This window comes from Streptosporangium sp. NPDC002721, from assembly GCF_042888905.1.
Lineage (GTDB): Bacteria > Actinomycetota > Actinomycetes > Streptosporangiales > Streptosporangiaceae > Streptosporangium.
In genome coordinates, this window is sequence record NZ_JBIAQI010000020.1 from 1 (window position 1) to 23,681 (window position 23,681).

Sequence of the window (23,681 nt, forward strand, 5' to 3'; positions counted from 1 at the left end):
TCGGGCGGGTAGTTCTTCATCACCATCAGGGACATCTCTTCCCCTGGACCTCAAGATCCAGTCTCTAAGGTGTCCACATTCAAGGGGGAACGTCCGCACAGCCGTAGGTCAGGTTCGGCATCGTCATCAACGTCGCCGTCCCGACCACCTGATCGTCGTCCTCGGCGAGGTAGACGGTGAGATCGTCGGATCGCATCATCCGTGCCCAGGTCCGCTGTTCAAGATCCGAAGCTACGCGGGGAGAGCCATCTTCGGGATCCTGCTCGGCGGCATAGATCCGCAGGACCGCCGACAGGTCCTCCGGACGGGCAGTCCGAACAGTGCACGGTACGACAGCGTCCATCACCTGATCAGCATGCCCGTCTTGAGCGACCATGGCCACCAGGCGCCCGTGAAGCCGAGGGAACAGCCGTTGGCAGACAAGGCGCTAGAAAACTGGCGCGACCTGGGAAAACACGGCCAAGATCATTGCACGCATATTGGTGGAGTGGTGACATGCGGCTGCTTCTGGCTGCCTGCGGCTGCATGTCCCGGAAACGCAAAAGAGGCCCCGGAGGGCCTCTGAGCTGCCAGTTTGGCTGGTGGCAGGTGCAGGACTTGAACCTGCGTAGGCTGAGCCGACGGTTTTACAGAGCCCTGTCTATAAAGCATCTCCATGCACTATGAGCTGCGCAAACAAGGTCCGCGGGAGTGCCTGACCGCCGTAGACGACGCGGATACGACGCGCGCCCCCGCTTGTTTGCCTCAACGGAGCAAAACTGAGCCTAATCCGGCCCTGCTTCTCGCTCGTACCAGTCGGCCCGACTATGCCTCCACAGCAGAGGAACCGCCCATGCCACCACCGCGCCGTGACCCGCGACGACTACCGCAAGGGCAACCCCGCCCACTTGGTACCCACCCTCCCAACCGAGGACCGCCAGGGCGATAACCGTGAATCCGAGGCCCACCCAAAGAGCCCACCCCATGCCGTCGAACGGTAGCCAGCCCATGGCGACCAGGATTATGAGGAGACAGCCCATGGCTATAGGCCCTCCGTAGAAAGCTAGATCGTCATACTCAGCGGCGACTCTGTAAGCCCAGGGAAGCCAGATCACCCAGACCACACCGATGATCGTCGTGAGCGTCAGGCGAGAGAAGCGTGGACGAGGAGGAATCCCATGAGGATTCGCATCGATCTCAGCGAGCTTGGCAGTACGCCATGCTCGAAGTCGTTCAGACCAGGGAAGTCGCACGCACTCACGTTAAACGTGTATTCCCGCCTCGTCACGCCCCTGGCGTCGACAGCTCTCACCTTGAAACGATCAAGGCGAGAGCGAGTGAACGCCTGCACACTCCTCGTCGGATCAGGCAAGATCTATCCATGCCTGAACAATCTCTTACCTCTCCGTCGAGTCGTGGCTACGCCGTCGTCTGGCATGGCGTCGGTCCAGATCAGGTCTTTGAACCATCAGTGAGTGAAGCCATCGCTGACGCCGTACACCGCATTCTCGGTGAAACCGTGAGAATAATATGGACAGAAGGAGGTGAACTGCTAAAAAGTGAATCCGTTGCCAAAGATATCGCCATCCGCCTTGAACGCATCAAAAGAATAGTCATAGAAGAAGCATTCAACGGATTCGACTCATCGCGATACCTATGGGAAATCGTTACCCTCGAAGGGGATTACGAACTTCTCGGCGAGCACCTTTCGACTATTAGTGTCGCCTTCGACTTAGCCGTAGAAAGGGTGTTTCCCGATTGGCTTCCCTTTAGAACGATCGACATTCACAATCTATCATTCTCTGTTCGCAAGCAACCAGTAGAAGTTCCCTTGGATTGGCACATCCAACTTCGAAATCGCCTCTATGCCGAGGGTGGAAACCAGGCCGTACGCCTGCGCACCGAAAAAGCGCGCGCCACATCCGATGGAAATTCGCCTCCTCAACTACCATCCGAAGATGGGCTCGTCTTCTCCAATCAATGGGAGTTGAAAGTTTACCAGTCACTCAAGCGATGGCAAGACAACAAGCCCGACATAGAAACAATCGGCATTTTTCCTCAGCCGGGAGTTCGAGTGAAGAAAAAAACTTTCTTCCCCGACTTTTTGGTCACTTACAAGGGACGCGCAGGGATAATCGAAATCGACAGCCTATACCACAAAGGACGTCGAGACCACGACAAAAGCCGAGAATCCCTTTTGGAGGATGCCGGAATATCTGTCGTGGAGCGCATCGGCGTAGAGGACGTAGACAAAGTAGACGAGCTGGAAGCGACAATTAAACGATTCCTACATCGGCTCGCCAAGTCTTAGACAGATAGCAAGTCGAGCGGAAAGACATTTTTGGCGCATAAGGTGTGCGTGGTGCACGAAACCCTAAATACAGGTTTGAGTAGCTGGCAAGGACAGGCAAGCCCGATTGTTGTTAATGGTTACACGGTCCCCCGAGCCAGATACCTGACGAGCACGATGTCGCCAATCTTTTTGACCTCGGCTACGTCCATCCGGTGCGTCGCGTCCTGCGGGAACACACCATCGTGGACGAACTTCGGGGCATTAGAGTCACCAACGAAGAACGGTGCGATCGCAAGATGGATCTCATCGGCGAGACCCTGCGTGAGGAACTGGGTATGGATCGTCCCCCCGCCCTCGATCATGAGTCTCCGGATGCCACGGCTTCCCATGTCAACGAGCATCGTGGAAAGCGAGACGGGGTCACCAACGTCGATGACCGTGGCGAGGTCCCCCAGTTCCTCCCGTATTTTCTCTACGGCACCCGTGGAGCTGTAAACAAGCTTCTCCCCACCGGTATGGAAGAACTTGAACCTAGAGTCGAGCCCGCCGCTGGTAATAGTTACTTTGGCCGGGTAGGGAGGGAGCCCACGGCGCTCTCGCTCAATTCGACGTTCTTCGGAATTAACAAGCAGTCGCGGGTTGTCGCGCCGGATGGTGTTCGCGCCAATCAAGATGGCATCGCAGCCCGCGCGTACTTCGTCCACTCGGTCGAAGTCTTCCGCGTTCGACAACAGAAGCCGATCGGGCGTTGTGTCGTCGATGTAGCCGTCAATCGACATAGCGACACTCAGCAGCACATAAGGGCGTTCGTTCATGTGGGCACTATTCCATTTCTGCCGACACCGGCGGCTGAGATCACATGGTTCAATTCCGCGGCGAAGTCCTTCACCTGCGGGATAGCTTTCCATTGGCTGAGTGTGCTTCGTAAGGGCGCCAGCTCACCCACGATCCGGGCTGAGTTCGTCCCCCGGGCGATGCCCAACGCGACGTTCGCGGTCTGTACGGCTTGCTCAGGCTCTCCGGCCAGGGCATGGGAGCGCGCCATCCGCCCGAGGTAGAGCCCGCGGTCTCGCTGAAACTCGGCCGGCCAGTCGGTGAGCGCCTGTTCGTACGTGGCTATGGCCTTGTGGTGCTCTCCAAGTTCGGCCCATCCCGCCGCCTCGTGAATGGTGACGTAGGCAGGGGTACACCAGGGTGCCCAGTCGCCGGCCGCGAGTGGGGGCGCGTGCGTCGCGAGATCCCGGGCCAACTCGATCGCCGCACAAAATGCCGTCTCGTCATCAGCAAGAGCATGCCCCCGAGCTTCGTACTGGGCAGCAGCGGAATGTACGCGGTTCGTCAAGCCGCGCCTTCGCTGCGCCGCTTGGGCCAGGCCGACGGCTGACGCTGTGTCGCCAACCTCGCCCGCCCGCTGGGACTGCCGCATGAGCACATAGCCCACGAGTAGGTCATTGTCGGCTTCATGCGCCCACTGAAGCGCGTTGTTGATCCAGTGCTGCCCGGCATTGCGGTCCCCAAGGTCATCGACCAACCAGCTAGAGAACTCCGCGTAGGTTGCTTGAAGGTCCATAACCGTGGCCCGGGATCGGCCCGACGCCGCACAGCTCAGCTCCCGGAGAATGCTGACTTGGTGAACGGCGGTCGATACCACGGCGTGCGCTCCGAGGATGTTGTCCTGTGAGGCGAGGATGCCCCAGAGCTGCCGCATGTTCTGGAGTACGTCCCTCAGATCACCCTCAGAGACCGGTGCCGGGACACCGGCGGGGCCGATTCGGTTCTGACCGAGCCACCCCATTGCTGGTATGGCCGCGATGCCGGACATGAAGGTACGGCGGTCCATGGACACTGCTACCGGCTCCCCCGTGAGGCTCATCATCTGCACGACAATCCTCTCCCCGGCACTCAAGTCAGACATAGCGCCGACAAGGCCGTCGGTACCGACAGATCGTTTGTCGGTATGAGCTGCGTTGTCGGCAGCGCGGCTGGACTCGTGACGTTCGTCTTCGACCGCCTCCCATAGCCGGACCAGAGCTCCAACAGTGTCCAGGGCGTGATCACACCGCTCGGTGAAGTCCCTCGTTGGCCAGCGCTCGGCGACCTCGACGAGGCGAACCAGATCGGCGCTGACGTGCACCTTCGCACCGAGCCGGGCCTGTGAGAGTCCGCGCGCTTTACGCCAGGACCTCAGCTCGAACCCGAAGCGATCCCGAGCCGAGCGCTGGGGGTGAAGTTCCAGTTCAGGGCGGGCCATGAATGGCGCCTTCCTTGTGGATACCGCTGTTGCCGACTCTGCCCGTGTCGGCTTCGGAACCCTTTTGCCGACCTACGACAGCGAGCACTCTTAGTGGTGTCCAACCTAACTTCCCGGCTCAACCGAAGTCGATAACTACGAAAGGAGATGACCGCATGACTATGCAGAGGAAGAACGTCACCGAATCACCGTGCCGGATCTGGCGGTGCTGCATCACGTCAGATAAACGGTCACTCCGATCGAGCAGGCTTCAAACGGGCCTCGATGGCCGTGACCCGCTCACGAAGATCTGCAAGCTGATCTTTGAGATCCGCGACGGTGGCCGACTCTCTCTGTGCAATGGCTGGAGTAACCCCCCTGTCGGCGACCTCTTGAAGGTAGTCGTCGGAGAAGCCGAGTGCCCGAGAGATCGCTGTCAGCACGGCCGGCTGGCGGTTCTTGTTCTGTCCCTGCTGGATCTGCCGAAGGGTCGCAGTCGAGACGCGGGAAGTCTCTGCGAGCTTCTTCTGCGTCAAGCCGAGCGTTGCCATGCGCTCGTTGATCACCTTTGCCACGGCGGGCCAGTCGCCCACACGTTCCTCCAAGTTCGTCCGTAGAAACCGGCTGCTTGCAGCGTAACTAACCCGCTGCGCTATTGACAGCGCTACTTCTAGCGCTCATAGTTGCGCTAGAAGTAGCGCAGGGCGGGATGGCATCACCCACAACCAGCGAAAGGATCAACGCGATGATTCCGACCCCGAAGCCCCGTCGTCTTCTCCCCGTCCTGCTCGTGATCGTGGCCCTGTTCTTCATCGTCAGGGAGCCCGTGAACGCCGCAGCGTTCGCGATGGGCGCCTTCAACGGCCTGATGACGGTGGCCGGCCAGCTGGCGACCTTCGCCGGCGCTCTCGGCTGATCCTCCACACGAAAACGGGGCTGCCCCCTATCCGACCAAGACGCGAGGGCAGCCCACTACTCCGCAAGGGAGCACAACCATCATGACCCGTCTGTTCAGCGTGGCCAAGTCCGAGGTGTGTACGTCGGACTGCCGCAACGGTCAGATCTGGAACCCCGGTTCCGGCCCCTACCCCTGCCCCCTCTGCCAAGGCAACGCCAGTGGGAACGGCGCCAAGCGATGAGCGCCTGGACCGTGGCTTCGTTGGCTTCGTCGCCGTGGCTGCCGCCGGGTACCGCCTCGACGTGGGTGTGCCGGTGTGGAGGGATTAACCCCCGCACCGAGACGACCTGCCAGAGGTGTGGCCGATGAAGCTGCCCTCGCTGCGCGCACGGCCCGCCCCGCTGCCCTGCCCGACCTGCGGTGGCGTGGGCCGTCGTATCACCCACGATGCCGTGATCGGTAAGGGCTGGGTTGTTAAGGGACTCAAGTGCCGGACCTGCAAGGGCCACGGCACCTTGCCGACCCGATGACCAGCCCTCTCCGCCGCCTGGTCGCCCGCTGGGTTGCCCAGGCCGATGAGGTGCTGTGCGCCCGAGATGACCGAATCGCCGAGCGGTTGGGTTGGCAGGTCACTCGGACCGGGTTCGGCGCCCGTACCTACCGCGATCCCCGATTCGACCGCCCGGCGCCCGCTCGTGAGGTGCCGGCGACCTCCGACCGCAACGAACACCACGAGGAGATGACCGTCATGGGTCAGAGCAAGGCTGAGCGCGACGCCGCTATCCAGAAGATCAAGAACAAGGTCTGCGCCGACTTCGCGTCCGACGGCATCCGCCCCGACGAGGTGGTTCTCAAGGACAACGGCGAGATCGTCATCGACCGGAGGAAGACGCACCCGCAGGCCGTGCCCCTGGTCATCGGCACGTGGTCCTAAGCAGCACGAACAAGCACCTGTCCGAGCCGAGAAAGAACGAAGACGCCCCCTCCGTCCACGCTTTCGACTCCCCGCCGCACCGCACCATCCTCACCGATTCCCGCACCGCTTAAGGAGAGCAGCAATGGCAAAGCCCGTGAAGTACCGCACCGCCGGTGGCCAGATCGTGAACTGGACGCCCAAGTTCGCCGGCGACGACTACGGCACGTGGACCTGCGAGGGCTGCGGAGACACCGACACCGGTTTCCGCGACCAGGCCGACAAGCACGCCCTGAACTGCCGCGCCCTCTGACCCCGACCAGCGCCAGTGATCTATGCCGGGGCGGCTCGTATCCGCCAAGACCCGAAGCCGCCCCGGCTCCCTCTCCCACCGTGTAAGCAGTCAAGGAGTTCCCGCCATCATGGCAAACCCCGCAATCGTCGACACCGCATACCCGCCCGCCTCCGGCCGCCGCGCGCCGTCGCGGCACACCGTGAGCGTCGAGCAGGTCGGCGCGCAGCTGCGCCGACAGACCCCCATCACCGGCAGCCCCGCGTGGGCGGTGGTGGAACGCTATGAGGGCCGCCTGGTCAAGGTGTGCGCGACCGGCTCGGCCCTGCCCGCCCTGACCACCTCGGCGCGATCGTTCGCCGCCGCCTACGGCGCGACCTTCATCGGGCTGCGCCTGCCGGCCTTCTCCATCGAGCCCACCCACCCCGCCCGCGGAGTGTTCGGCGAGAGTGCCGAATGCGTGTACGACCCCGAGCTGCACACCGGCCCCACCACTCCGGAGACCGGCCCTGAGCAGCTGGCTCGGGAGATGGTGGCGCGGGAGGTCTGCGCGCCGTGCCCGTTCAAGGCGGTGTGCCTGGCCTACGCGCTGGCCGCCCTGCCCACCTCGGGCATCTGGGCCGCTCTGACCGCCCCGGAACTCGACCAGCTGGCCGACGCCCCCGCCCCCGTTCCCGTCCCGGTGCTGGTCGCGGAGGTGGCGTGATGGACGACGGCAAGTGCCCCGAGTGCCCGTGCTGCTGGGACGAGAACTGCGACAGCACCTACACCTCCGGCTGCCCCACCAACGGCCTGGGCGAGTCGGTATGCCCCTGCACTGCAACCGAGGTGATCTGAATGGGCCGCTACCAGTGCCCGCTGTGCTCGGGCATCCACCGCAGCGAGGACTTGCCGCGCTGCCCGCTGCACACCTTCGGCTACGACCCGAAGTGCGAGAGCTGCCGGGACGCCGTCGCCCTGATCCCGTGCGGGGGTGGTCGGTGATGGGCCGCTTCCAGTGCATCGACTGCGACCGCGAACACCACACCGCGACCAGTTGCCCGCGCTGCCGTACCCGGCGCGGCCAGGTGGAGCTGTGTGGCTCCCACGGTGCCCGGCACGTCTCCCGGTGCGGCACCTGCCGCGCCCTGGCCCGCTCCCACTCCGGTTTCTAACCCCTCAGGAGAACCCGACATGGGCATGTTCGAACCGCGCAAGGACAAGGACGTTCCCGCCCACCGCAAGTCACGGAAAACCACCGTCGAGGGCTACCCCGTCTACCTCGCCAGTTCCTGGCGCAAGGTCGCCAACCTCGGTGAATGGGTCTGCGGCTACTGCCAGGAGACGAGCACCGACCCGCTGTCGCCCCGCCAGGACGACACGCTCGCCGACTGCCGCCAGTGCGGCCGGACCAACCGGATCTCCCTGTGAGCCGCATCCGCGCCGCCTTCTTCGACCCCGCCGGCCAGAAGTACGGCATCCCCACCTACCCCTGGCGCCTGGCCCCGCCGCATCTGCTGACCCGCCGCCAGCTGACGGCCGAAGGGCTACGGCCCGGCGGGCAGGGTGTGCAGGCACAGGTGTTGTGGCGCTCGAAGCGGCACGGCGCCCCCGGCGTGCGCGCCGCCTACCTCTACGACGTGCGGTTCGCGCTGCCCAAGCGCACCGCCACCCCGCCCCAGCTCGAAGCGCTGGCCAAGGCCAACGCCGCCCGCCGCACCTGCCCGACCTGCCGACGTGACGCCGGTTACGTGCTGCCGCGCCACCTGGGCACCTGCCTGGACTGCGCCGAGACGGCGGGGGTGGCCGCATGAAGATCCGCCCGATCGGCACACCACTCATGGTGGCCGCCGACCTGATCACCGTCCCGCTCACCACTGACAGGAGATAGCCATGGCCACCAAGAAGTGCCAGGCCACGTTCATCGCCCGCGACGGCAACGAGTCGGTCACCTGCGACCGCGACGGGCGCCACCTCGTTCACCGCGAGTCCAGCACCAACACCACGGCCGTGCGCGTGCCCGGCGGCGCCCTCATCACCAAGCCCACCAAGTAGGAGGAAGACGGCATGACGACAACAACCCCGACCCCGGAGCCGACGCCCGAGGACGTCGCACGCGGTCTGGCCGAGCTGGAACGCCACCTCGACCAGCAGGCCCCGCCGCTCCCGGCCACCCCGCCCCCGCCCTCTCGGCCGGCCGAGGCCGACGGCCGGACCCGGCGCGTGCTGCGGTTGCGTGCCGAGGTGGCCGAGGCTCACCAGCTCGCCGCCCTTCAGGGTGATGACGCGCCGCTGCTGGTGGACACGGCCAAGGTGCGCAAGCGCCGCAAGCAGGCTCGCGAGGCCGCCCGGCTGCACGAGCTGGGCCAGGACCCGGCGATGCGCGCCTGGCAGGCCGCCCGGATGCGCCGCCTGCTGGTGGCCGCCGCCATGGTGTCGCTCACGTTGGCGCTGGCGTGGTCGACGGCCGGTGTGCAGACCTTCGCCGCCGACGGCGCCGCCTCCTGGTCGCCGGCGTGGGTGTTTGCCTGGTTGGTCGAGCCGTTCATGTCCCTGGCCCTGCTCGTGGTCGTCGGCGCCCGCGCCTACCTGGCCACCCGCGGCCAGCCCATCGAGTCGCCCATCCTGGTGCGGATCGAGTGGCTGTTCCTGGCCCTGACGCTCGGCATGAACGCCTGGCCTTACCTGCCCTGGTCGCTGCCCGCGGGGCAGACGTTCTCCTTCTCCCGGCTGGTGCTGCACATCCTCGGGCCAGTCGTCGCAGTCGCCATCGTGACCGCGCTGCCGATCATCCTGGCCGCCTTCACCCGCCTCGACCACGGCACGACCGCAAGATCCGGTAACCCCCTTACTCCCCCGGAGTACAGCACGAACACCACCCCTGACCCCGACCCGCGCGAGCACTCTGACGGCCCCGGCATCGACGCCGTCACCGCGCACGTGCGGACGCTGATCGCCGCCGGGGAGCTGCCGGCCTACCCCAGCGCGGCAGCGATCCGCCGGGCTGCCCGGTGCGGGATGGACACCGCCCGCGCGGTCCGCGACATCCTCGTCAAGGAAGCCGCCTGATGAGTCTGCGCATCACCGCCACCACCATGACCGAGGAAGCCTCCGGCCACCGCGCCCACCGCGCCGCGGACGGCGGATGGATCGTGACCGGCCACCCCGGACGGATCTTCACCCGCGATCAGGCCATCACCGCCTTGACCATCGCCGAAGTTCTCGCCCTGGCCCCGCCGCCCGAGGACCCGCTGTGGCTGTTCGTCAACGGCTGGCGGGCCGAACTCGACCTGCCGCCCCTCACCCCCGCCAACCTCCTGTACGGGACGCGGCCCCAATCCGCCAAGACAACGGCCGCGCCCCGCAACCCCGCCCGCTCGAACACGTACGAGGTGACCTCATCATGACCGACATCCCGACCACCACCAACGGCCACCACCCCCCGATATCCCCGGACCTGGCCCCGCTGCCCGAGCAGCCGACCGACCCGGCCCCGGCCGCGCCCGGCCAGCCCGACGTGAGCGCCGACCCGGCGACCGGTCCGGCCGCCGATCGCGCGGCGTCGGAGACCTCGTATGAGATCACCCTCGACGAGGAGCCGCCCGCCCCCACCGTACCGACGCCGGTGGACTTGCCCGGCGACGGCACGGTGCCCGGAACCGTGCCGACCGAGGGACGTCGGCCGATCATCCCGACCGGTCTGCACCGCGGTAACCGGCTGGCCAGCGCGCAGGCCGCCGCGCACCGCGCCGGATACGTGGCCGCCTTCCACACCGTGCGCCTGCCCTGGTACGGCATCCAGGCCATGCGGTGGTCGGTGGTCGGCATGGCCCGGCTGATCAACCGTCAACTGCGCTGGTGGTGGGTCAGCGAGCAGTACACCTTGCAGCAGCAGGCCGCCAGCGACAACGACCCCGCGATGTGGCTCAAGCTGCACCGCGAGGGCAAGTCCACCCGCCGCTGGCGCGGCATCATCCTCGCCCTCCAGGTCATCGCCCTGACCATCGCCACCCTGATCGTCGCCGGGCTGCCGCTGTGGATGCAGCTGCTCACCATCGCCGCCCTGATCCCGCTGCTCGCCCACCGCGGACGCCCCGCCGGGCAGCCGATCATCGCCCCGGCGGTGGTGACCCGCCGCTACCGCAAACTCAACGCCGATGTGGTGCTGCGCGCCTACTACGCCGCCGGGCTCGGCCACCCCGACCGCGCGGATCAGCAGATCGAGTTCGGCGCGCAGATGGCCCGCGACGGCAACGGATCCAAGGTCCTGATCAACCTGCCCTACGGCCGGACCTTCGCCGAAGCCGTCAAAGCCCGCGACAAGATCGCCTCCGGACTGGACGTCTCCATCGCGCAGGTGACCCTGAGCAGGGATCCGGCCAGCAACCGCAGCCACTGGCTGTGGGTGGCCGATGCCGACCCGCTCGCCGCCCCCGCGGGCCGTACCCCGCTGCTGGCGTGCAAGGAAACCGACATCTGGCAGCCCGCGCCGCTCGGTATCGACGAGCGCGGCCGGCCGGTCTCTCTGCTCATGCTGTGGGTGTCCATCCTGGTCGGCGCCCAGCCCCGGCGCGGCAAGTCCTTCACCGCCCGCCTGCTGGCCCTGTACGCCGCCCTCGACCCCTACGTGCGACTGGATGTGTTCGACGGCAAGGGGTCGCCGGACTGGCGCAAGTTCGCGCTGGTGGCGCATTCGTGCTCGTTCGGGTTCGCGATGACCCGCGACGGCGACCCGCTGGAGATCTTCGTGCAGATGCTCCGCGACCTCAAAACCGACGTCCAGCACCGCTACCAAAAGCTCAGCGAACTACCGGTAGAGATCTGCCCCGAAGGCAAGCTGACCCGCGACATCGCCCGCGACCCCGCCTACGGGATGCCGGTGCGGCTGGTGGTCATCGACGAGTGCCAAGAATACTTCGACACCGGCGACAAGGAACTGAACAAGGAGATCTCCAACCTGCTGGTCTACCTGGTCAAGGTCGCCCCGGCCGCCGGCGTGATCGTGCTGGACGCCACCCAGAAGCCCGGCGGGGTCGGCACCGGCGACGTCGCGACCGCCTTCACCAGCTTCCGCGACAACCACCAGGTGCGCTTCGCCCTGCGCACCGGCTCCTACACCGTCTCCGACATGGTGCTGGGCGCCGGCAGCTACGCCGAAGGCTTCGACTCCTCCGTCCTGCTGCCCAGCTACAAAGGCGTCGGCATCCTGCGCGGCGCCTCCGATGAGACACCTACCGTGCGCTGCCACCTGGCCGATGCCGAGGACGCCGAGAAGATCCTGACCGCCGCCCGCGCCCTGCGCCAGCGCGCCGGAACCCTGTCCGGGCACGCCGCCGGACAGACCATGCTCCGCGAAACCCGCGACGTCCTGGCCGATGCCGCGAGCGTCTTCCAGTCCGGGGAAACCGGCCTGGACTGGGCGCAGATGGCCGCCCGGCTGGCCGAGCGGATCCCCGAGCACTACACCGACCTGACCGCCGAGACCATCTCCGCCCAGCTGCGCGCCCTCGGGGTGGCCAGCGTCAACATCAAGCGCGACGGCCAGGTCCTCAAGGGCGCCAAGCAGGCCGCCATCACCACCGCCCTGGCCCAGCGCCAAACCCCCGCCGCCTAACCGCGCCGAACCTGCGGCACGCCCCGCCCCCGTGCCGCGCGGGAGCCCTGTCGGCCACCCCGGCAACCGGCCTGCAAACGGCTGGCAGGGCTCCCGCCCCGCCTCTCTTCGCCCCGGCCCGGTGCGGTCGGCAGGTAGCGCAGGCCCGGCTACCGGTAGCGGGCAGGCTACCGCCCCCGCTACCCCCCACATGCGCTCTGATCAGCCCGAATACCCGCAGGTAGCGGGTAGCGGGCACCCCTTCCCACGCCCTGAACGCCCTCCGGAGGCCCTGCCATGCCCTTCCTGGCCGCTACCGCTACCACCCCCGCCGCTACCACCCTCACCCCCCACGCTGCGCTGATCGGCTGGCTGATCCTCACCGCCCTGGCCGCTCTCGCCTTCTACCTCCTGCGCTGCCTGCTGGCCCCGTTCGGCCCCTGCCGCCGCTGCGACGGCGAAGGCAAACACGCCTCCCGCATCGGTTCCAAGCGCCGCTACTGCCGCCGCTGCGACGGCACCGGCCTACGACTGCGCACCGGCCGCCGCGCCTGGAACTACACCCGGCGCCTGTACCGCGACATCACCCACTAACCCACCCCCGCTTTCGGATCGGAGATCCACCGCCATGACCACCCCGCCCGCCATCACTCGCCTGGCCGTCCCCGCCCTGCTGGCCCTCGCCGCGGCTTTCACCCTCACCGCCTGCCTGCCCGCCGAATCCGCCTGCGCCGCCGTCGCGGTGATGGGCACCCCGCCTGAGCCGATCGAGGACGGCACCTATCGCGACGGCTCCCATGAGGAGAACGCGGAGGTTCCGCCGGAGCCTGTCGAGGACGGCAGTTACCGCGACGGCAGCGAGCAGCAGAACGAGCAGAGCGACGCCCCGCCTGAGCCCGGCGAGCACCAGAACGAGGACAACGCGAGCAACTGCTGACCCCTGACCCCGGCCCCGCCGGGCCGGGGTCACCTCACCCGCTTCAAGGAGACCCGCCATGTCCGACCACAGCGCCATCGAATGGACCAACGCCACCTGGAACCCCGTCACCGGCTGCACCAAGGTCTCTCGGGGCTGTGACAACTGCTACGCCGAGACCTTCGCCGAACGCTGGCGCGGTGTGCCCGGTCACCACTTCGAGCGCGGGTTCGACGTCCAGCTCCGCCCCGAACGCCTGGAGCAGCCGCTGAAGTGGAAGCGCCCGCGACGGATCTTCGTCAACAGCATGTCCGACCTGTTCCACGACCAGGTGCCCGACTCCTACATCGCCCAGGTCTTCGCGACCATGGCTCGCGTCCCGCAGCACACATTCCAAGTGCTGACCAAGCGACACGGCCGGATGCGATCGCTGCTCAGCAACATGCTCAGGCTCATCGACGCAGCCGACGCGGCGGGGGATGAGAAGACCGGTTGGACGCTGTACGAGGCACCCTGGCCCCTGCCCAACCTCTGGCTTGGCGTGTCCGTGGAAGACCAGCAGCGGGCCGATCTGCGCATCCCCGCCCTGCTGAAGACGCCGGCCGCCGTGCACTGGATCTCGGCGGAACCGCTGCTTGGCTCGATTGACCTGGGCGTTTGGCTCGACAACGAGTGCGGAGAGTGCCAGGGGAGCGGCTCAAAAGGCTACGACGAGTGGCAGTGCCCGAACTGTGCGGGGTCCGGACGCGTGACCGGCCTCGATTGGGTCGTGGCTGGAGGCGAGTCCGGCCCCCGGGCACGACCGATGCATCCGCACTGGCCGCGCGCCCTGCGCGACCAGTGCACCGCCGCCGGAGTGCCGTTCTTCTTCAAGCAATGGGGCGAGTGGGCGCCGTCCGGCTACGTGCCCACGTTGCAACACCGCGCGTTCTACGCGACCGCCGACCAGACGTGGCCGCCCATGCGCCGCATCGGCAAAAAGACCGCCGGGCGCCTCCTCGATGGCCGCATCTGGGACGACTTCCCCGAGGTGGCCGCATGAGCACCCCCGACCCACTGCGTAAGGACGGGCTTCGCCCACCGCCTTCCTGGGTCCTGCCGGGGGTGCGGGAGGGCGCGGACGTGCCAACCACTGCGTCAGGACACTCCGGTGAAGCCAGGGTCAAGCAGGGTGTCGATGACGACCCCGCCATTCCCATAGACCAGGGTGTCGCTGTCCCAGAGGAGTTGGACATCGTCCAGGCCGCGAGAGCGGATCAGATTGTCGTAGTTCTTCAGCGCGATACGCGTCTCTTCGGTCATGAGGCCGAGATTAGCCACGCCCCCCGGACCCCGGAAGGGACAACCGCGTGATGGCTACCGATATCTCCTTGTCGGCAGATGCCCTGCGCCACGTAGCTCAAGGCCGGAGGGTCTTCCCGTGCCTGCCCGGCGGCAAGCGGCCGATCGGAAGGCTGGTCCCGAACGGTTTCCGTGGGGCGAGTGACGATTTTGAGTTGGTCTCGCGGTGGTGGGAGCACTGCCCGAACGCCAACGTCGGCCTGCCCACCGGCCAGGGCTCCTTCGACGTCCTGGACATCGACATCAAACCTGAAGGCAGCGGCTACCCAGCCTTCAACCGGCTCAAAGCGGCCGGCGTCCTGCCGCCGCCACTGGCTGTCGTGGTCACCCCTTCCGGCGGGCTGCACTGCTACTACCCCGGCACCGGCCAGCCCTGCGGCGCCCTGAAAGCACACTTCATCGACTTCAAGGCCACCGGCGGATACGTCCTCATTCCGCCCAGCGTCGTGAACGGCCGCCCGTACCGCCTGATCGCCACCCCCGCCACCACGGGAGACCAACTCAATTGGGGTGAGGTCCGCGCGTTCCTCACCCCGCCCCGCCCCGCGACTCCCCGCCCCGCTTCCGGCCGACCGGCGCCCCCAGGCGCGGGCATCCCCGGCCTCGCCGCCTGGCTGGCCGCCAAGACCAAGCCCGGCCGTAACCAGGCCCTGTTCTGGGCCACCTGCCGCGCTGTGGAGAACGGCGCCCAGGAAAGCGAGCTGCACGAGCTGTACCGCGGAATGCGATTCGGCGACGGGTTCGACGAACGCCAAGCCGCCCGCACCGTGGCCGACGCCTTCCGCACAGTCCGAAAGGCCAGCACCACATGACCATCTCACCCACGCATACGGGAGCTGAACCCATGTCCGAACCCATCGACCACGGCGCGATGTTGCTGGATGCGCTGCTGGCCGCCCTGACCCGCTACGTCATCCTGCCCACCCCCGAGGCCGCGGACGCGGTGGTGTTATGGATCGCCGCCAGCCACGCCCAACCCGCGTGGGCACACGCGCCGCGGCTGGTGATCCGCGCCCCGGAAAAGCGATGCGGCAAGTCCCGGCTGCTGGACGTGGTCGAAGCCTGCTGTCACAACCCGTTCATCACCGTCAACTCCTCATCTGCCGCGGTCTACCGCTCTATCAGCGAGGACCCACCCACGATGCTCGTCGATGAGGCTGACACGATCTTCGGCCCGAAGGCGGACGGGAACGAGGACCTGCGCGGGCTGCTGAACGCCGGACACCAGCGCAACCGGCCGGCCAAGCGCTACGACGCCAACACCGGCCGCGTCGAATCCATCCCGACCTTCGCCATGGCCGCCCTCGCCGGAATCGGCGCCATGCCCGACACCATCGAAGACCGCGCCGTCGTCGTCCGGATGCGCCGTCGCGCGCCCGGCGAAAGCGTCGCCCCCTACCGGCACCGCCGCGACCGGCCCCTGCTGCGCCAGCTCGCCGAAGACCTCGCGCTGTGGCTGCGCGCCGACCTGCCCACCCTGGAGCAGGCCGAACCGGCAATGCCCGTGGAAGACCGCGCCGCCGACACCTGGGAGCCGCTGGTTGCGGTGGCCGACCACGCCGGGGGCCACTGGCCCGAACGCGCCCGCGCCGCAGTGCTCGCCCTCACCGCCGAAGCCGACGACCAGGGGCAGCCCTCGCCCCGGATTCGGCTGCTGGCCGACTGCCGGACCGCGTTCGGTACCGATACCGCGCTGCCCACCGCGACCCTGCTGGAGCGGCTCAAGACCGACCCCGAAGCGCCGTGGGCCGAGTACGGGCCGACCGGCCTAACCGCCATGAAGCTCGGCGCGATCCTGCGGGAGTACAACATCCGCTCGACCACCGCCCGCTTCCCCGACGGGCAAGCCAAGGGCTACCAGCGCGCCGACTTCCTCGACGCCTGGGCGCGCTACTGCCCCACCCTCGACCTGCCCGAGGACGGCGAAGTGCTCTCCTTCGGCAGGGGGAGCCGTACCAGCCGTACCAGCCTCAATTCCGCAGCTCAGGAGCGGTACGGCTTGCAGCCTGGTACGGCTCAAGCCGTACCACTCACCGACCTTGGTACGGCTTGAGCCGTACCACCAGGAAAGCCGTACCAGCCCTGACCAGCCAAAACGAGGCTGGTACGGCTGGTACGGCTACCCCCCTCAGAACCGGCCCCGCACTCTCCGAAACGGCCCCGATCTCCGCCCCATCGAAGCCGCGCTACCGCCGATCGCAGAACCCGGAAGGACATGCGAACCATGGCTACCGCCGTCCGATCCAAGCCTCTCACCGTCGCCGAGTTCTGCGCCGAACTCGACATCTCCCGCTCAACCTTCTACGACTGGCGCGCCAAGCACCGCGCCCCGAGATGCATCACCCTGCCTAACGGCAGCCTGCGCATCCGCCGCGCTGAATTCGAGCGCTGGCTTGCCTCCCGAGAGGACGCCGCTTGATGAACACCACCTACGACGTGCGCGTTTGGCGCGTACTTACCAACAAGAACAAGGGAGGCAGGACCTACACCGTTCGCTGGTTGACCGCTGAAAAGGCATGGCGAGAGACCTTCACGACTCAGGCACTCGCCGAGAGCTTCCGCGCCGAGTTGCTCACCGCCATTCGGCAGGGCAAGGCGTTCGACCTGGCCACCGGACGACCTGCGGAGCATGCCGGGCAGCGTGGCCGTTCGGTCACGTGGTGGACGCTGATGTGCGACTACGTTGACCACCGCTGGGACGATGCGGCCCCGAACACGCGCCGCTCGATCGCCGACGCCCTCGCCACCGCCACACTCTCTTTGCTCACCAACGGCGCCGGTAGCCCGTCCAAGAAAGACGTTCGCCAGGCGGTGTTCAAGTGGGCTGCTCACAAGCCGCGACGCACCGCCGGGGAGATGCCCAAAGATGTGGTTCGGGCTGTGGCCTGGCTGGAGAAGAACACGGTTCCGGTGGCCTCACTCGCCGATGAGGCCACCGTCCTCGGAACGTTGAAAGGCATCTCCAGGACCCTCACGGGAAAGACCGCCGCGGGAACCACCATCGCCCGCAAGCGCGCCGTGTTCTACAACATCCTGGACTACGCGGTAAGTCCGGCCAAGCTGCTGACAAGCAACCCGCTGGTCAGCGTGAAGTGGAAGATGCCCAAGGTCACCGAGGAAGTCTCGCCCCGCCGAGTGGTCAATCCCCAACAGGCCGAGGCGCTGTTGACCGCGGTCGAAAAGACCATGGCGCAACTGACGGCATTCTTCGCAATCATGTACTACTCGGCCCTGCGTCCTGCGGAAGCCGTAGATCTGACGGCTGATGAAGTCGACCTTCCCGAGGCCGAGAACAGCGACGGGTGGGGATGGTTCTGCCTCGGTGGCTCCGCGCCGGCGGTGGGGGCCGACTGGACTGGCAACGGGAAGCGTCGAGAGTCGCGAGAGCTCAAGCACCGGGCGCGTAAAGCCGTTCGGACGGTACCGATCCCGCCGCCCCTGGTTCCCATCCTTCGAAACCACCTCACCGAGTATGGAGTAAGCCCGGACGGCCATCTGTTCGTCGGAGAACGTGGCGGCCCGCTGTCGGAAAGCGTCTACGGCCGGATCTGGCAGAGAGCCCGTACAGAGGCGCTGAGCAAGGCAGAGGCAGCATCGCCACTCGCAGCGCGGCCATACGACCTGCGGCACGCCTGCGTGTCCACCTGGCTCAACGCCGGCGTCCCGGCTCCCCAGGTCGCCGAGTGGGCAGGGCACAGCGTGAACGTGCTTCTACGGGTCTACGCCAAGTGCATTGTGGGACAAGACGACCACGCCCGGAAGCTAATCGCCGAGGCTTTGAAGCCCACGCGAGAGGCCGACTGACTTCGAAGCACATAACGCAAAGTCGCCTCAGGAGTCCTTATGTCAGGACATTCACTATGAGTCAGGGTGGAGAAGGGAGTTCGGAGGCTCCTTGGGGTCGAGATGGTTTTACCACCTCCATCTCAGGATACAAAGGCCAAGCTGGCGCAAAGCGCCCATAGATATCCAAACCTTTTTCCGGAACGATTTTGGGATCAGCGTTAGGCTTAGTCTCGTTTTTCCGGTCAGATCGCCCGATAGCGTTTGCAACCCGTTGAATGTCAGAAGAACCGTACATTCCCCTGACCCCGGAAATGGACATCCCAGCAGCTTCCGCCAGAGGGGCAAGACGATACGGCTCAGGTCGAACGAACTCTCGACCATAGGCCACAAGAAGACGCATCTGCTCTTCGATCTCCCTTTTTGCCCTACCGAGCTCACGTAGCTCTGAGATCAAAGGATCAAACGCGTCGTCGGCCCTTTTGATCTGATCCTTCAACTCCTCCCGTTCCACATCCCTTCGATTGCTCGCCAGGACTCGCCGCTGCACAAAGTCCATGCGCGACTCGTCAGGCTGTGGTGTCGGATCGGGGTAGAGGACGTTGATGATCTCTTCCGTGAAGTCGTTCACGCCTTGCAGTATGTACGTTTTTTTGCGTTGGCTGCAATGCATTGCGAAGGGCGCAGGCTATTTGGGCCACCCAGGTACAGGAAGTTCCTCCCAGGCGCAAGTTTCCCCAACTGCATAGGGGAAGAAGTCATCCAATTAGCTATAACCCAAGTGGCGATAAAGTCGATCATCTGCAACCTTGTTCACAGATGAAGGCTTCGGCCCGTTCTATGCGAATGGCCCCCCGCGGACACGGGGGGCCATTCTGCGGCACTCACACAGTTGACTCCGGAGAGGCCACATGATGAAGATACTCAGACAAGCCGGTCAGAAAAAGCAAGAGGAGCAACCCAAAAAGCCACCCCAGCTCCCACTGCGTTGGGCCGTCATCATCGGCTTAGCATCAGGAACAGGGGTCTTCATAGGAACCCTGACCGGCGGCGTTGCTACCGGCTTCGGTGCAGGTCTGGCCATGGCAGGTCTGCTGCACCAAGTCATGGATTGAGATCATTGAGCGGCGAGTCACTACACCGTCCCTAGACGCCTCAGACCAGCTCTCAAGGCTTGCGCTGGCGGCCTCGGGAGTCCCGGATGGGACGCCTTCAAGCGACACACAAGGCTGGCTGATCACCGACGCGCATACGACGCGAGCACCCATAGAGCGCCGTTGACGACCGTGGACAGCCGGACATACGAGAACAGCCCCCTCACCGCGTTTCCGCTGGTGAGAGGGCTGTTTCTGCTGGTGTGGCAGGTGCAGGACTTGAACCTGCGTAGGCTGAGCCGACGGTTTTACAGACCGCTCCCTTTGACCACTCGGGCAACCTGCCGTGTCTTCCGCTTGCGGCGGCGACAGGAAGAAGAATAGCGGACTTCCGGGGGTGACGTGACATCGGCGGAGGGCGCCTCCCGGTAGCCGGTTCGACCAGGACTTTCAGTGTGTAGGCCGCTGCTCGTGCCGGCGTTGCGCGGGGCGGGAGTGGCGTGGGAGACGCGAGAGGTGGGGCGGCGCCGAGAGGAGAGGGCTCAAGAGGTGGGGCGGAGGAGCGGCGGGAGGTCCGCGAAAGGGGAAGAAGGGGGTGGAGGAGTGGGACACGCCGAGAGAGGTGGAGGGGGAGGTGGGCCGGGAAGGCAGGGGGAAGCAGGAAACGGGGAAAATGGGGCAGGTTGGAGCGGGGTGGGGCCTGTGGGCGGTGAGATGGAGACACGCTGCCGCCTCGGCATCGACGGGAGATGCTGGCTAGGCTGATCCGTTACGTACGCGTCTACCGAACCGGCTCGCGAGAGCCGCCGCGATTCGTGGTTCGCGGCTTTCGGGAGTCGGGCGGCGATTGATAGTTCTAGCAGGTCAGAGGGGATTGAGCTTTGGCGGATTCATCGTTCGACATCGTTAGCAAGATCGACCATCAGGAGGCCGACAACGCGCTGAACCAGACGCTCAAGGAGGTCGGGCACCGGTTCGACTTCAAGGGCACCGGCGCGACCATCGCCTGGTCGGGCGGGCAGAAGGCCGTCGAGATCAAGGCCAACAGCGAGGAGCGCGCCAACGCGGTTCTCGACGTCTTCAAGGACAAGCTGATCAAGCGGGGGCTCTCCCTCAAGATCCTGGACGCGGACGAGCCCAAGCTGTCCGGCAAGGAGTACCGGCTTCTGGTGACCCTCAAGGAGGGCATCGACCAGGAGCACGCCAAGAAGATCTCGAAGATCATTCGCGATGAGGGGCCCAAGGGCGTCAAGGCCCAGATCCAGGGCGAGGAACTGCGGGTGAGCTCGAAGAAGAGGGACGAGCTGCAGGAGGTCATCGCCCTCCTCAAGGGTAAGGATCTGGAGATCGCCCTTCAGTTCTCGAACTACCGCTAGCGGATGAGCGGTCGAGACCCCGGCCACCGGTTCCGGGATCCAGCCCGCCGCAACAGGCGTATCCGGGCACACGGCCGAAGGCGCACGCCTTCGCGTGTGCCCCGGCCGCTTCACCCGCCAGGTTCTGCGAGTGGTGCCACGACTCCTCGCGAGAAGGACCGAGAAGGACTGAGAAGGACCGAGCACGGGAAGACGGTCAAGCGGGAAGCGACCGAGCGCGGAAGGCGACCAGAGGGAAGGCCGCCGAGCGGGCGACCGCGAGCAGGGTGCCGTGGTCGCAGGCGACCACCGGACTCGGCATCGGCCGGCGAACGGCAAGGAATTATCGTCCTGTCATGGGGAAAATTTACGACAGGATCGACGACCGGCTGCGTGAGTTCATCGGAGCGCAGCCGGTCTACTTCGTGGCGACGGCTCCCGAGCGGGACGGCCACGTCAACATGTCCCCCAAGGGATACGCCGACACCTTCGCCGTCCTCGATGACACCACCGTCGCCTACCTGGACCTGGACGGCAGCGGGGTGGAAACGATCGCCCACCTCCGCCAGAACGGCCGCATCACGATCATGTTCTGCGCCTTCTCCGGCCCTCCCAACATCCTCCGCCTGTACGGCACCGGCCGTGTCGTCGTACCGGAGGACCCTGACTTCGCAACGCTGATCAAGAACTTCGGCCCGCATCCGGGGGTACGGTCGATCATCGTCGTCGCCTGCGACCGGATCTCCGACTCCTGTGGCTTCTCGGTACCGTTCATGTCCTTCGACAAGGACCGGACGCTGCTGGACGAGTGGTCGGGACGCAAGGACGTCCAGCAGCGGCGCGCCCACCGGGCGCGGAAGAACCGCGAGAGCATCGACGGCATCCCCGGCCTCTCCCCGGAGGAGACCGACCCGGTCACGCAGCACTCCTGAGACGATCGGCCGCCCCGGACCGGCCCTCGCGAGGGCCGGTCCGCCCACCCGCGCCGGAGGGCCTCGGCGCCTCCCGGCGGCCGGGTGACCTCCCGGTGATCGAACGGCACTCACGACGGTCGGGTGACACCCACGGCGACACCGCCGACCGGCCTTCCCCGAGGCGTACAGTAAGCCCGTACGCGACGGACGCCCCCCGTTTGTCCGTAAGACCCGGGGGGCTTCAGTGGGGTTGTTCTGCCGCTTGAGCGTTTGCGTCGGCGCGGTCGCCGTGGTCGTGGGGGCGGGGGTTCCCGCGGAGGCCGGGCGTGTGAGACCTCCGGTCCGGTACGCGGGACTCGACCGGTGCGTCTGCGCCCCATGGAAACTCTGGGTACGCGGCGGCGGGGTGGTCCCCCTCCCCGACGCCCGGGTGTTCTCCGTGGGGAGGCAACGAGCACCGCTGGCCCTGTCACCGAACGGCAGGTATGTCGCGTACTTCCGGCTGAGAGGCGGGGCGCTGGTGGTGCGGGGGGTGGGCACCGGCGAGGTGCGCGCGGTGCCGGGGATGACGTGGTCGAACGCCATGCGCGCGGCACGGGTCGAACTCTCCCCCGGTGGGCGGTACGCGGTGCTGGGCATCGGCTGGAAACACTGGATCCTGGACACGTACAGCGGGGAGAGCATCCCGGTGCCGCCCGGCCTGCGACCGTGGAGTTTCAGCCCTGACGCGAAGTTCGTCCTTATGGTGGATGACACGTTCCAGGCGGGGATCTACTCGATGTCGCCCTTCGCCGAGCGGGGGAACGTCCCGGTGGGGGGCGCGCTCGGTCCGGGCGGCGAGACCGTCGCCTACTTCACCTCGCGCGACGCGGAGATCCACCTGTGGAACGTCCCCACCGGCGACATCCCCAGGCGCGACGCCATCGCCGTGCCCGTCGACAGGACCCCGACCCGGATGCGCTGGAACGGCGAGGGCCGCCTCGACCTGCAGACGGTCGTCTCGCGCAGGGTCAGGAAGGGGGGAGGCAGCCGTTACACCTGGTATCGGGTCGACCAGGAGTCAAGCCGCACGGTACGGGTGGGTGGTTTCGTCGTGCCCGGATCCGTCCACAACCCGATCGTCGCCGGCCTGACTCCCTGACTCGTCGCGGACCGCGAGGGCACGGGGTCACCGCGCGCAGGAACGCGGGATCAGCGGCGGTAGCCGGCCATGCGCTCCAGGCGGGCGACACGCTCGGCGGTGGGCGGGTGGGTGGAGAACATCCGGCCGATCCCGGCGCCGCGGAAGGGGTTGGCGATCATCAGGTGGGAGGCGGAGGCGATCCGGCCGTTCTCCGGGAGAGGCAGCTGGCGGGTGCCCATCTCGATCTTCCTCAGTGCCGAGGCGAGGGCGAGCGGATCACCCGTCAGCCGGGCACCGGACTCGTCCGCCTGGTACTCGCGGGAGCGGGAGATGGCCATCTGGATCATTCCGGCCGCGACCGGGCCAAGCACGATCATGAGGATCGCGCCGATGAAGCCGGGGCCCTCGTCCTCGTCCCCGCCGCCGAAGAACAGCCCGACGTAACCGAGGTAAGTGATCATCGTGGCGAACGCGCCGGCCACCGAGGAGATCAGGATGTCGCGGTTGTAGACGTGGGAGAGCTCGTGCCCGATGACCCCGCGCAGCTCACGCTCGTCGAGGATCTGGGTGATTCCGTAGGTCACGCAGACCGCGGCGTTGCGGGGGTTGCGTCCCGTCGCGAAGGCGTTGGGTTGCATGGTCGGCGAGACGTAGAGCCGGGGCATGGGCTGGCGGGCCTCGGTGGAGAGCTCACGCACGATGCGGTAGAGAACCGGCTGCTCGACCTCACCCACCGGCCGGGCGCGCATGGCGGACAGCGCGATGCGGTCGGAGAAGAAGTAGGCGACGCCGCTGGTCGCCAGCGCGACCAGGACCGCGATCTGCACGCCGACGCCGCCCCCGAACCACGCCCCAACCACGATGATCACCGCGGACAGTGCGCCGAGAAGGATCGCGGTACGCAGACCGTTGTGGTGCACTACACCCCCCTTTCGGTTGATGCCGATTCACCTGTGACAACGTCTCCGGCCAGGTCGA

At 66.4% G+C, this 23,681-nt stretch carries 33 protein-coding genes and 1 tRNA gene; 25 read left to right on the forward strand and 9 right to left on the reverse strand.

What is annotated here, in order from left to right; genetic code table 11:
• Nucleotides 1–79: 79 nt before the first annotated feature.
• A complete protein-coding gene (locus tag ACFYWM_RS27355) occupies nucleotides 80–382 on the reverse strand; it encodes a GNAT family N-acetyltransferase (protein ID WP_389918901.1) in 303 nt (100 codons plus the stop codon).
• Between the two features lie 382 nt (nucleotides 383–764).
• Nucleotides 765–1,103 (reverse strand): hypothetical protein, encoded by a 339-nt coding sequence (locus ACFYWM_RS27360; protein ID WP_389918904.1) that lies wholly within the window; start codon nucleotides 1,101–1,103, stop codon nucleotides 765–767.
• Between the two features lie 257 nt (nucleotides 1,104–1,360).
• Here ACFYWM_RS27360 and ACFYWM_RS27365 point away from each other — a divergent pair, with 257 nt between their 5' ends.
• Nucleotides 1,361–2,290: a hypothetical protein gene (locus ACFYWM_RS27365; protein WP_389918906.1), complete on the forward strand. Its 930-nt coding sequence runs from the start codon at nucleotides 1,361–1,363 to the stop codon at nucleotides 2,288–2,290.
• A 119-nt stretch (nucleotides 2,291–2,409) separates the two neighbouring features.
• Here ACFYWM_RS27365 and ACFYWM_RS27370 read toward each other — a convergent pair whose 3' ends face one another.
• The 3 genes from ACFYWM_RS27370 to ACFYWM_RS27380 all read right to left on the reverse strand — a co-directional run bounded on the left by ACFYWM_RS27370 (nucleotide 2,410) and on the right by ACFYWM_RS27380 (nucleotide 5,095).
• Entirely contained in the window at nucleotides 2,410–3,087 is a 678-nt protein-coding gene (locus tag ACFYWM_RS27370; RefSeq protein ID WP_389918909.1) for a RibD family protein, read from the reverse strand.
• Nucleotides 3,084–4,523, reverse strand: a complete 1,440-nt coding sequence (locus ACFYWM_RS27375) for a helix-turn-helix domain-containing protein (protein ID WP_389918911.1) — start codon at nucleotides 4,521–4,523, stop codon at nucleotides 3,084–3,086. Before ACFYWM_RS27375 ends, ACFYWM_RS27370 begins: the two co-directional genes overlap by 4 nt.
• A gap of 230 nt (nucleotides 4,524–4,753) precedes the next feature.
• Nucleotides 4,754–5,095 (reverse strand): helix-turn-helix domain-containing protein, encoded by a 342-nt coding sequence (locus tag ACFYWM_RS27380; RefSeq protein WP_389918914.1) that lies wholly within the window; start codon nucleotides 5,093–5,095, stop codon nucleotides 4,754–4,756.
• 152 nt (nucleotides 5,096–5,247) lie between these two features.
• Between ACFYWM_RS27380 and ACFYWM_RS27385 the strand changes: the two genes are divergently transcribed.
• From ACFYWM_RS27385 to ACFYWM_RS27460, 16 genes are all read left to right on the forward strand, one after another.
• Nucleotides 5,248–5,418, forward strand: a complete 171-nt coding sequence (locus ACFYWM_RS27385) for a hypothetical protein (protein WP_386266904.1) — start codon at nucleotides 5,248–5,250, stop codon at nucleotides 5,416–5,418.
• A 469-nt stretch (nucleotides 5,419–5,887) separates the two neighbouring features.
• Entirely contained in the window at nucleotides 5,888–6,334 is a 447-nt protein-coding gene (locus ACFYWM_RS27390) for a hypothetical protein (RefSeq protein ID WP_389918917.1), read from the forward strand.
• 124 nt (nucleotides 6,335–6,458) lie between these two features.
• Nucleotides 6,459–6,626, forward strand: a complete 168-nt coding sequence (locus ACFYWM_RS27395) for a hypothetical protein (RefSeq protein ID WP_389918920.1) — start codon at nucleotides 6,459–6,461, stop codon at nucleotides 6,624–6,626.
• A 109-nt stretch (nucleotides 6,627–6,735) separates the two neighbouring features.
• Nucleotides 6,736–7,311, forward strand: coding sequence for a WhiB family transcriptional regulator (locus ACFYWM_RS27400; protein WP_389918923.1), 576 nt, complete (start codon nucleotides 6,736–6,738; stop codon nucleotides 7,309–7,311).
• Complete coding sequence (locus ACFYWM_RS27405; RefSeq protein WP_389918926.1) at nucleotides 7,311–7,442, forward strand: hypothetical protein; 132 nt, start codon at nucleotides 7,311–7,313, stop codon at nucleotides 7,440–7,442. The genes ACFYWM_RS27400 and ACFYWM_RS27405 overlap by 1 nt, the downstream gene beginning before the upstream one ends.
• Nucleotides 7,443–7,589 carry a hypothetical protein gene (locus ACFYWM_RS27410; RefSeq protein ID WP_389918928.1) on the forward strand — a complete coding sequence of 49 codons (147 nt, stop codon included), beginning with the start codon at nucleotides 7,443–7,445 and terminating at the stop codon, nucleotides 7,587–7,589.
• Nucleotides 7,589–7,759, forward strand: a complete 171-nt coding sequence (locus ACFYWM_RS27415; protein ID WP_389918931.1) for a hypothetical protein — start codon at nucleotides 7,589–7,591, stop codon at nucleotides 7,757–7,759. Before ACFYWM_RS27410 ends, ACFYWM_RS27415 begins: the two co-directional genes overlap by 1 nt.
• A 19-nt stretch (nucleotides 7,760–7,778) precedes the next feature.
• A complete protein-coding gene (locus ACFYWM_RS27420) occupies nucleotides 7,779–8,015 on the forward strand; it encodes a hypothetical protein (protein WP_389918934.1) in 237 nt (78 codons plus the stop codon).
• Nucleotides 8,012–8,398: an RRQRL motif-containing zinc-binding protein gene (locus tag ACFYWM_RS27425; RefSeq protein ID WP_389918937.1), complete on the forward strand. Its 387-nt coding sequence runs from the start codon at nucleotides 8,012–8,014 to the stop codon at nucleotides 8,396–8,398. Before ACFYWM_RS27420 ends, ACFYWM_RS27425 begins: the two co-directional genes overlap by 4 nt.
• A gap of 79 nt (nucleotides 8,399–8,477) precedes the next feature.
• Nucleotides 8,478–8,639, forward strand: a complete 162-nt coding sequence (locus ACFYWM_RS27430) for a hypothetical protein (protein WP_389918939.1) — start codon at nucleotides 8,478–8,480, stop codon at nucleotides 8,637–8,639.
• A gap of 12 nt (nucleotides 8,640–8,651) precedes the next feature.
• Nucleotides 8,652–9,653: a hypothetical protein gene (locus tag ACFYWM_RS27435; protein ID WP_389918942.1), complete on the forward strand. Its 1,002-nt coding sequence runs from the start codon at nucleotides 8,652–8,654 to the stop codon at nucleotides 9,651–9,653.
• Nucleotides 9,653–9,991 (forward strand): hypothetical protein, encoded by a 339-nt coding sequence (locus ACFYWM_RS27440; protein WP_389918945.1) that lies wholly within the window; start codon nucleotides 9,653–9,655, stop codon nucleotides 9,989–9,991. The genes ACFYWM_RS27435 and ACFYWM_RS27440 overlap by 1 nt, the downstream gene beginning before the upstream one ends.
• Nucleotides 9,988–12,198 (forward strand): hypothetical protein, encoded by a 2,211-nt coding sequence (locus tag ACFYWM_RS27445; RefSeq protein ID WP_389918948.1) that lies wholly within the window; start codon nucleotides 9,988–9,990, stop codon nucleotides 12,196–12,198. Before ACFYWM_RS27440 ends, ACFYWM_RS27445 begins: the two co-directional genes overlap by 4 nt.
• 276 nt (nucleotides 12,199–12,474) lie before the next feature.
• Nucleotides 12,475–12,771 carry a hypothetical protein gene (locus tag ACFYWM_RS27450; protein ID WP_389918951.1) on the forward strand — a complete coding sequence of 99 codons (297 nt, stop codon included), beginning with the start codon at nucleotides 12,475–12,477 and terminating at the stop codon, nucleotides 12,769–12,771.
• A 34-nt stretch (nucleotides 12,772–12,805) separates the two neighbouring features.
• The gene (locus ACFYWM_RS27455; RefSeq protein WP_389918954.1) at nucleotides 12,806–13,114 is read left to right on the forward strand and encodes a hypothetical protein; all 309 of its coding nucleotides are present in this window, start codon (nucleotides 12,806–12,808) and stop codon (nucleotides 13,112–13,114) included.
• Nucleotides 13,115–13,172: 58 nt separating this feature from the next.
• Nucleotides 13,173–14,135 (forward strand): DUF5131 family protein, encoded by a 963-nt coding sequence (locus tag ACFYWM_RS27460; protein WP_389918956.1) that lies wholly within the window; start codon nucleotides 13,173–13,175, stop codon nucleotides 14,133–14,135.
• A gap of 95 nt (nucleotides 14,136–14,230) precedes the next feature.
• On the opposite strand, the gene ACFYWM_RS27465 is transcribed toward ACFYWM_RS27460, so the two are convergent.
• Complete coding sequence (locus ACFYWM_RS27465) at nucleotides 14,231–14,395, reverse strand: hypothetical protein (RefSeq protein WP_389918959.1); 165 nt, start codon at nucleotides 14,393–14,395, stop codon at nucleotides 14,231–14,233.
• A 50-nt stretch (nucleotides 14,396–14,445) separates the two neighbouring features.
• Between ACFYWM_RS27465 and ACFYWM_RS27470 the strand changes: the two genes are divergently transcribed.
• The 4 genes from ACFYWM_RS27470 to ACFYWM_RS27485 all read left to right on the forward strand — a co-directional run bounded on the left by ACFYWM_RS27470 (nucleotide 14,446) and on the right by ACFYWM_RS27485 (nucleotide 18,238).
• Nucleotides 14,446–15,246, forward strand: a complete 801-nt coding sequence (locus ACFYWM_RS27470) for a bifunctional DNA primase/polymerase (RefSeq protein WP_389918962.1) — start codon at nucleotides 14,446–14,448, stop codon at nucleotides 15,244–15,246.
• 32 nt (nucleotides 15,247–15,278) lie between these two features.
• Nucleotides 15,279–16,487: a DUF3631 domain-containing protein gene (locus tag ACFYWM_RS27475; protein ID WP_389918965.1), complete on the forward strand. Its 1,209-nt coding sequence runs from the start codon at nucleotides 15,279–15,281 to the stop codon at nucleotides 16,485–16,487.
• 171 nt (nucleotides 16,488–16,658) lie between these two features.
• Nucleotides 16,659–16,853, forward strand: a complete 195-nt coding sequence (locus ACFYWM_RS27480) for a helix-turn-helix transcriptional regulator (protein ID WP_389918968.1) — start codon at nucleotides 16,659–16,661, stop codon at nucleotides 16,851–16,853.
• Nucleotides 16,853–18,238: a tyrosine-type recombinase/integrase gene (locus ACFYWM_RS27485; RefSeq protein WP_389918971.1), complete on the forward strand. Its 1,386-nt coding sequence runs from the start codon at nucleotides 16,853–16,855 to the stop codon at nucleotides 18,236–18,238. The genes ACFYWM_RS27480 and ACFYWM_RS27485 overlap by 1 nt, the downstream gene beginning before the upstream one ends.
• 61 nt (nucleotides 18,239–18,299) lie before the next feature.
• Here the strand turns inward: ACFYWM_RS27485 and ACFYWM_RS27490 are convergent, their stop codons facing one another.
• Nucleotides 18,300–18,848 (reverse strand): hypothetical protein, encoded by a 549-nt coding sequence (locus ACFYWM_RS27490; RefSeq protein WP_389918974.1) that lies wholly within the window; start codon nucleotides 18,846–18,848, stop codon nucleotides 18,300–18,302.
• Between the two features lie 280 nt (nucleotides 18,849–19,128).
• On the opposite strand from ACFYWM_RS27490, the gene ACFYWM_RS27495 reads away from it, so the two are divergent.
• Nucleotides 19,129–19,332 carry a hypothetical protein gene (locus ACFYWM_RS27495; protein WP_389918977.1) on the forward strand — a complete coding sequence of 68 codons (204 nt, stop codon included), beginning with the start codon at nucleotides 19,129–19,131 and terminating at the stop codon, nucleotides 19,330–19,332.
• Nucleotides 19,333–19,575: 243 nt separating this feature from the next.
• On the opposite strand, the gene ACFYWM_RS27500 is transcribed toward ACFYWM_RS27495, so the two are convergent.
• Nucleotides 19,576–19,657: transfer RNA gene (locus tag ACFYWM_RS27500), tRNA-Tyr, on the reverse strand.
• A gap of 535 nt (nucleotides 19,658–20,192) precedes the next feature.
• Between ACFYWM_RS27500 and ACFYWM_RS27505 the strand changes: the two genes are divergently transcribed.
• From ACFYWM_RS27505 to ACFYWM_RS27515, 3 genes are all read left to right on the forward strand, one after another.
• A complete protein-coding gene (locus ACFYWM_RS27505) occupies nucleotides 20,193–20,687 on the forward strand; it encodes a YajQ family cyclic di-GMP-binding protein (protein WP_389918980.1) in 495 nt (164 codons plus the stop codon).
• A 335-nt stretch (nucleotides 20,688–21,022) separates the two neighbouring features.
• Nucleotides 21,023–21,598, forward strand: coding sequence for a pyridoxamine 5'-phosphate oxidase family protein (locus tag ACFYWM_RS27510; protein WP_389918983.1), 576 nt, complete (start codon nucleotides 21,023–21,025; stop codon nucleotides 21,596–21,598).
• A 310-nt stretch (nucleotides 21,599–21,908) separates the two neighbouring features.
• A complete protein-coding gene (locus tag ACFYWM_RS27515; protein WP_389918986.1) occupies nucleotides 21,909–22,721 on the forward strand; it encodes a hypothetical protein in 813 nt (270 codons plus the stop codon).
• 50 nt (nucleotides 22,722–22,771) lie between these two features.
• Here the strand turns inward: ACFYWM_RS27515 and htpX are convergent, their stop codons facing one another.
• The gene (htpX, locus tag ACFYWM_RS27520) at nucleotides 22,772–23,623 is read right to left on the reverse strand and encodes a zinc metalloprotease HtpX (protein WP_389918989.1); all 852 of its coding nucleotides are present in this window, start codon (nucleotides 23,621–23,623) and stop codon (nucleotides 22,772–22,774) included.
• Between the last annotated feature and the right edge of the window lie 58 nt (nucleotides 23,624–23,681).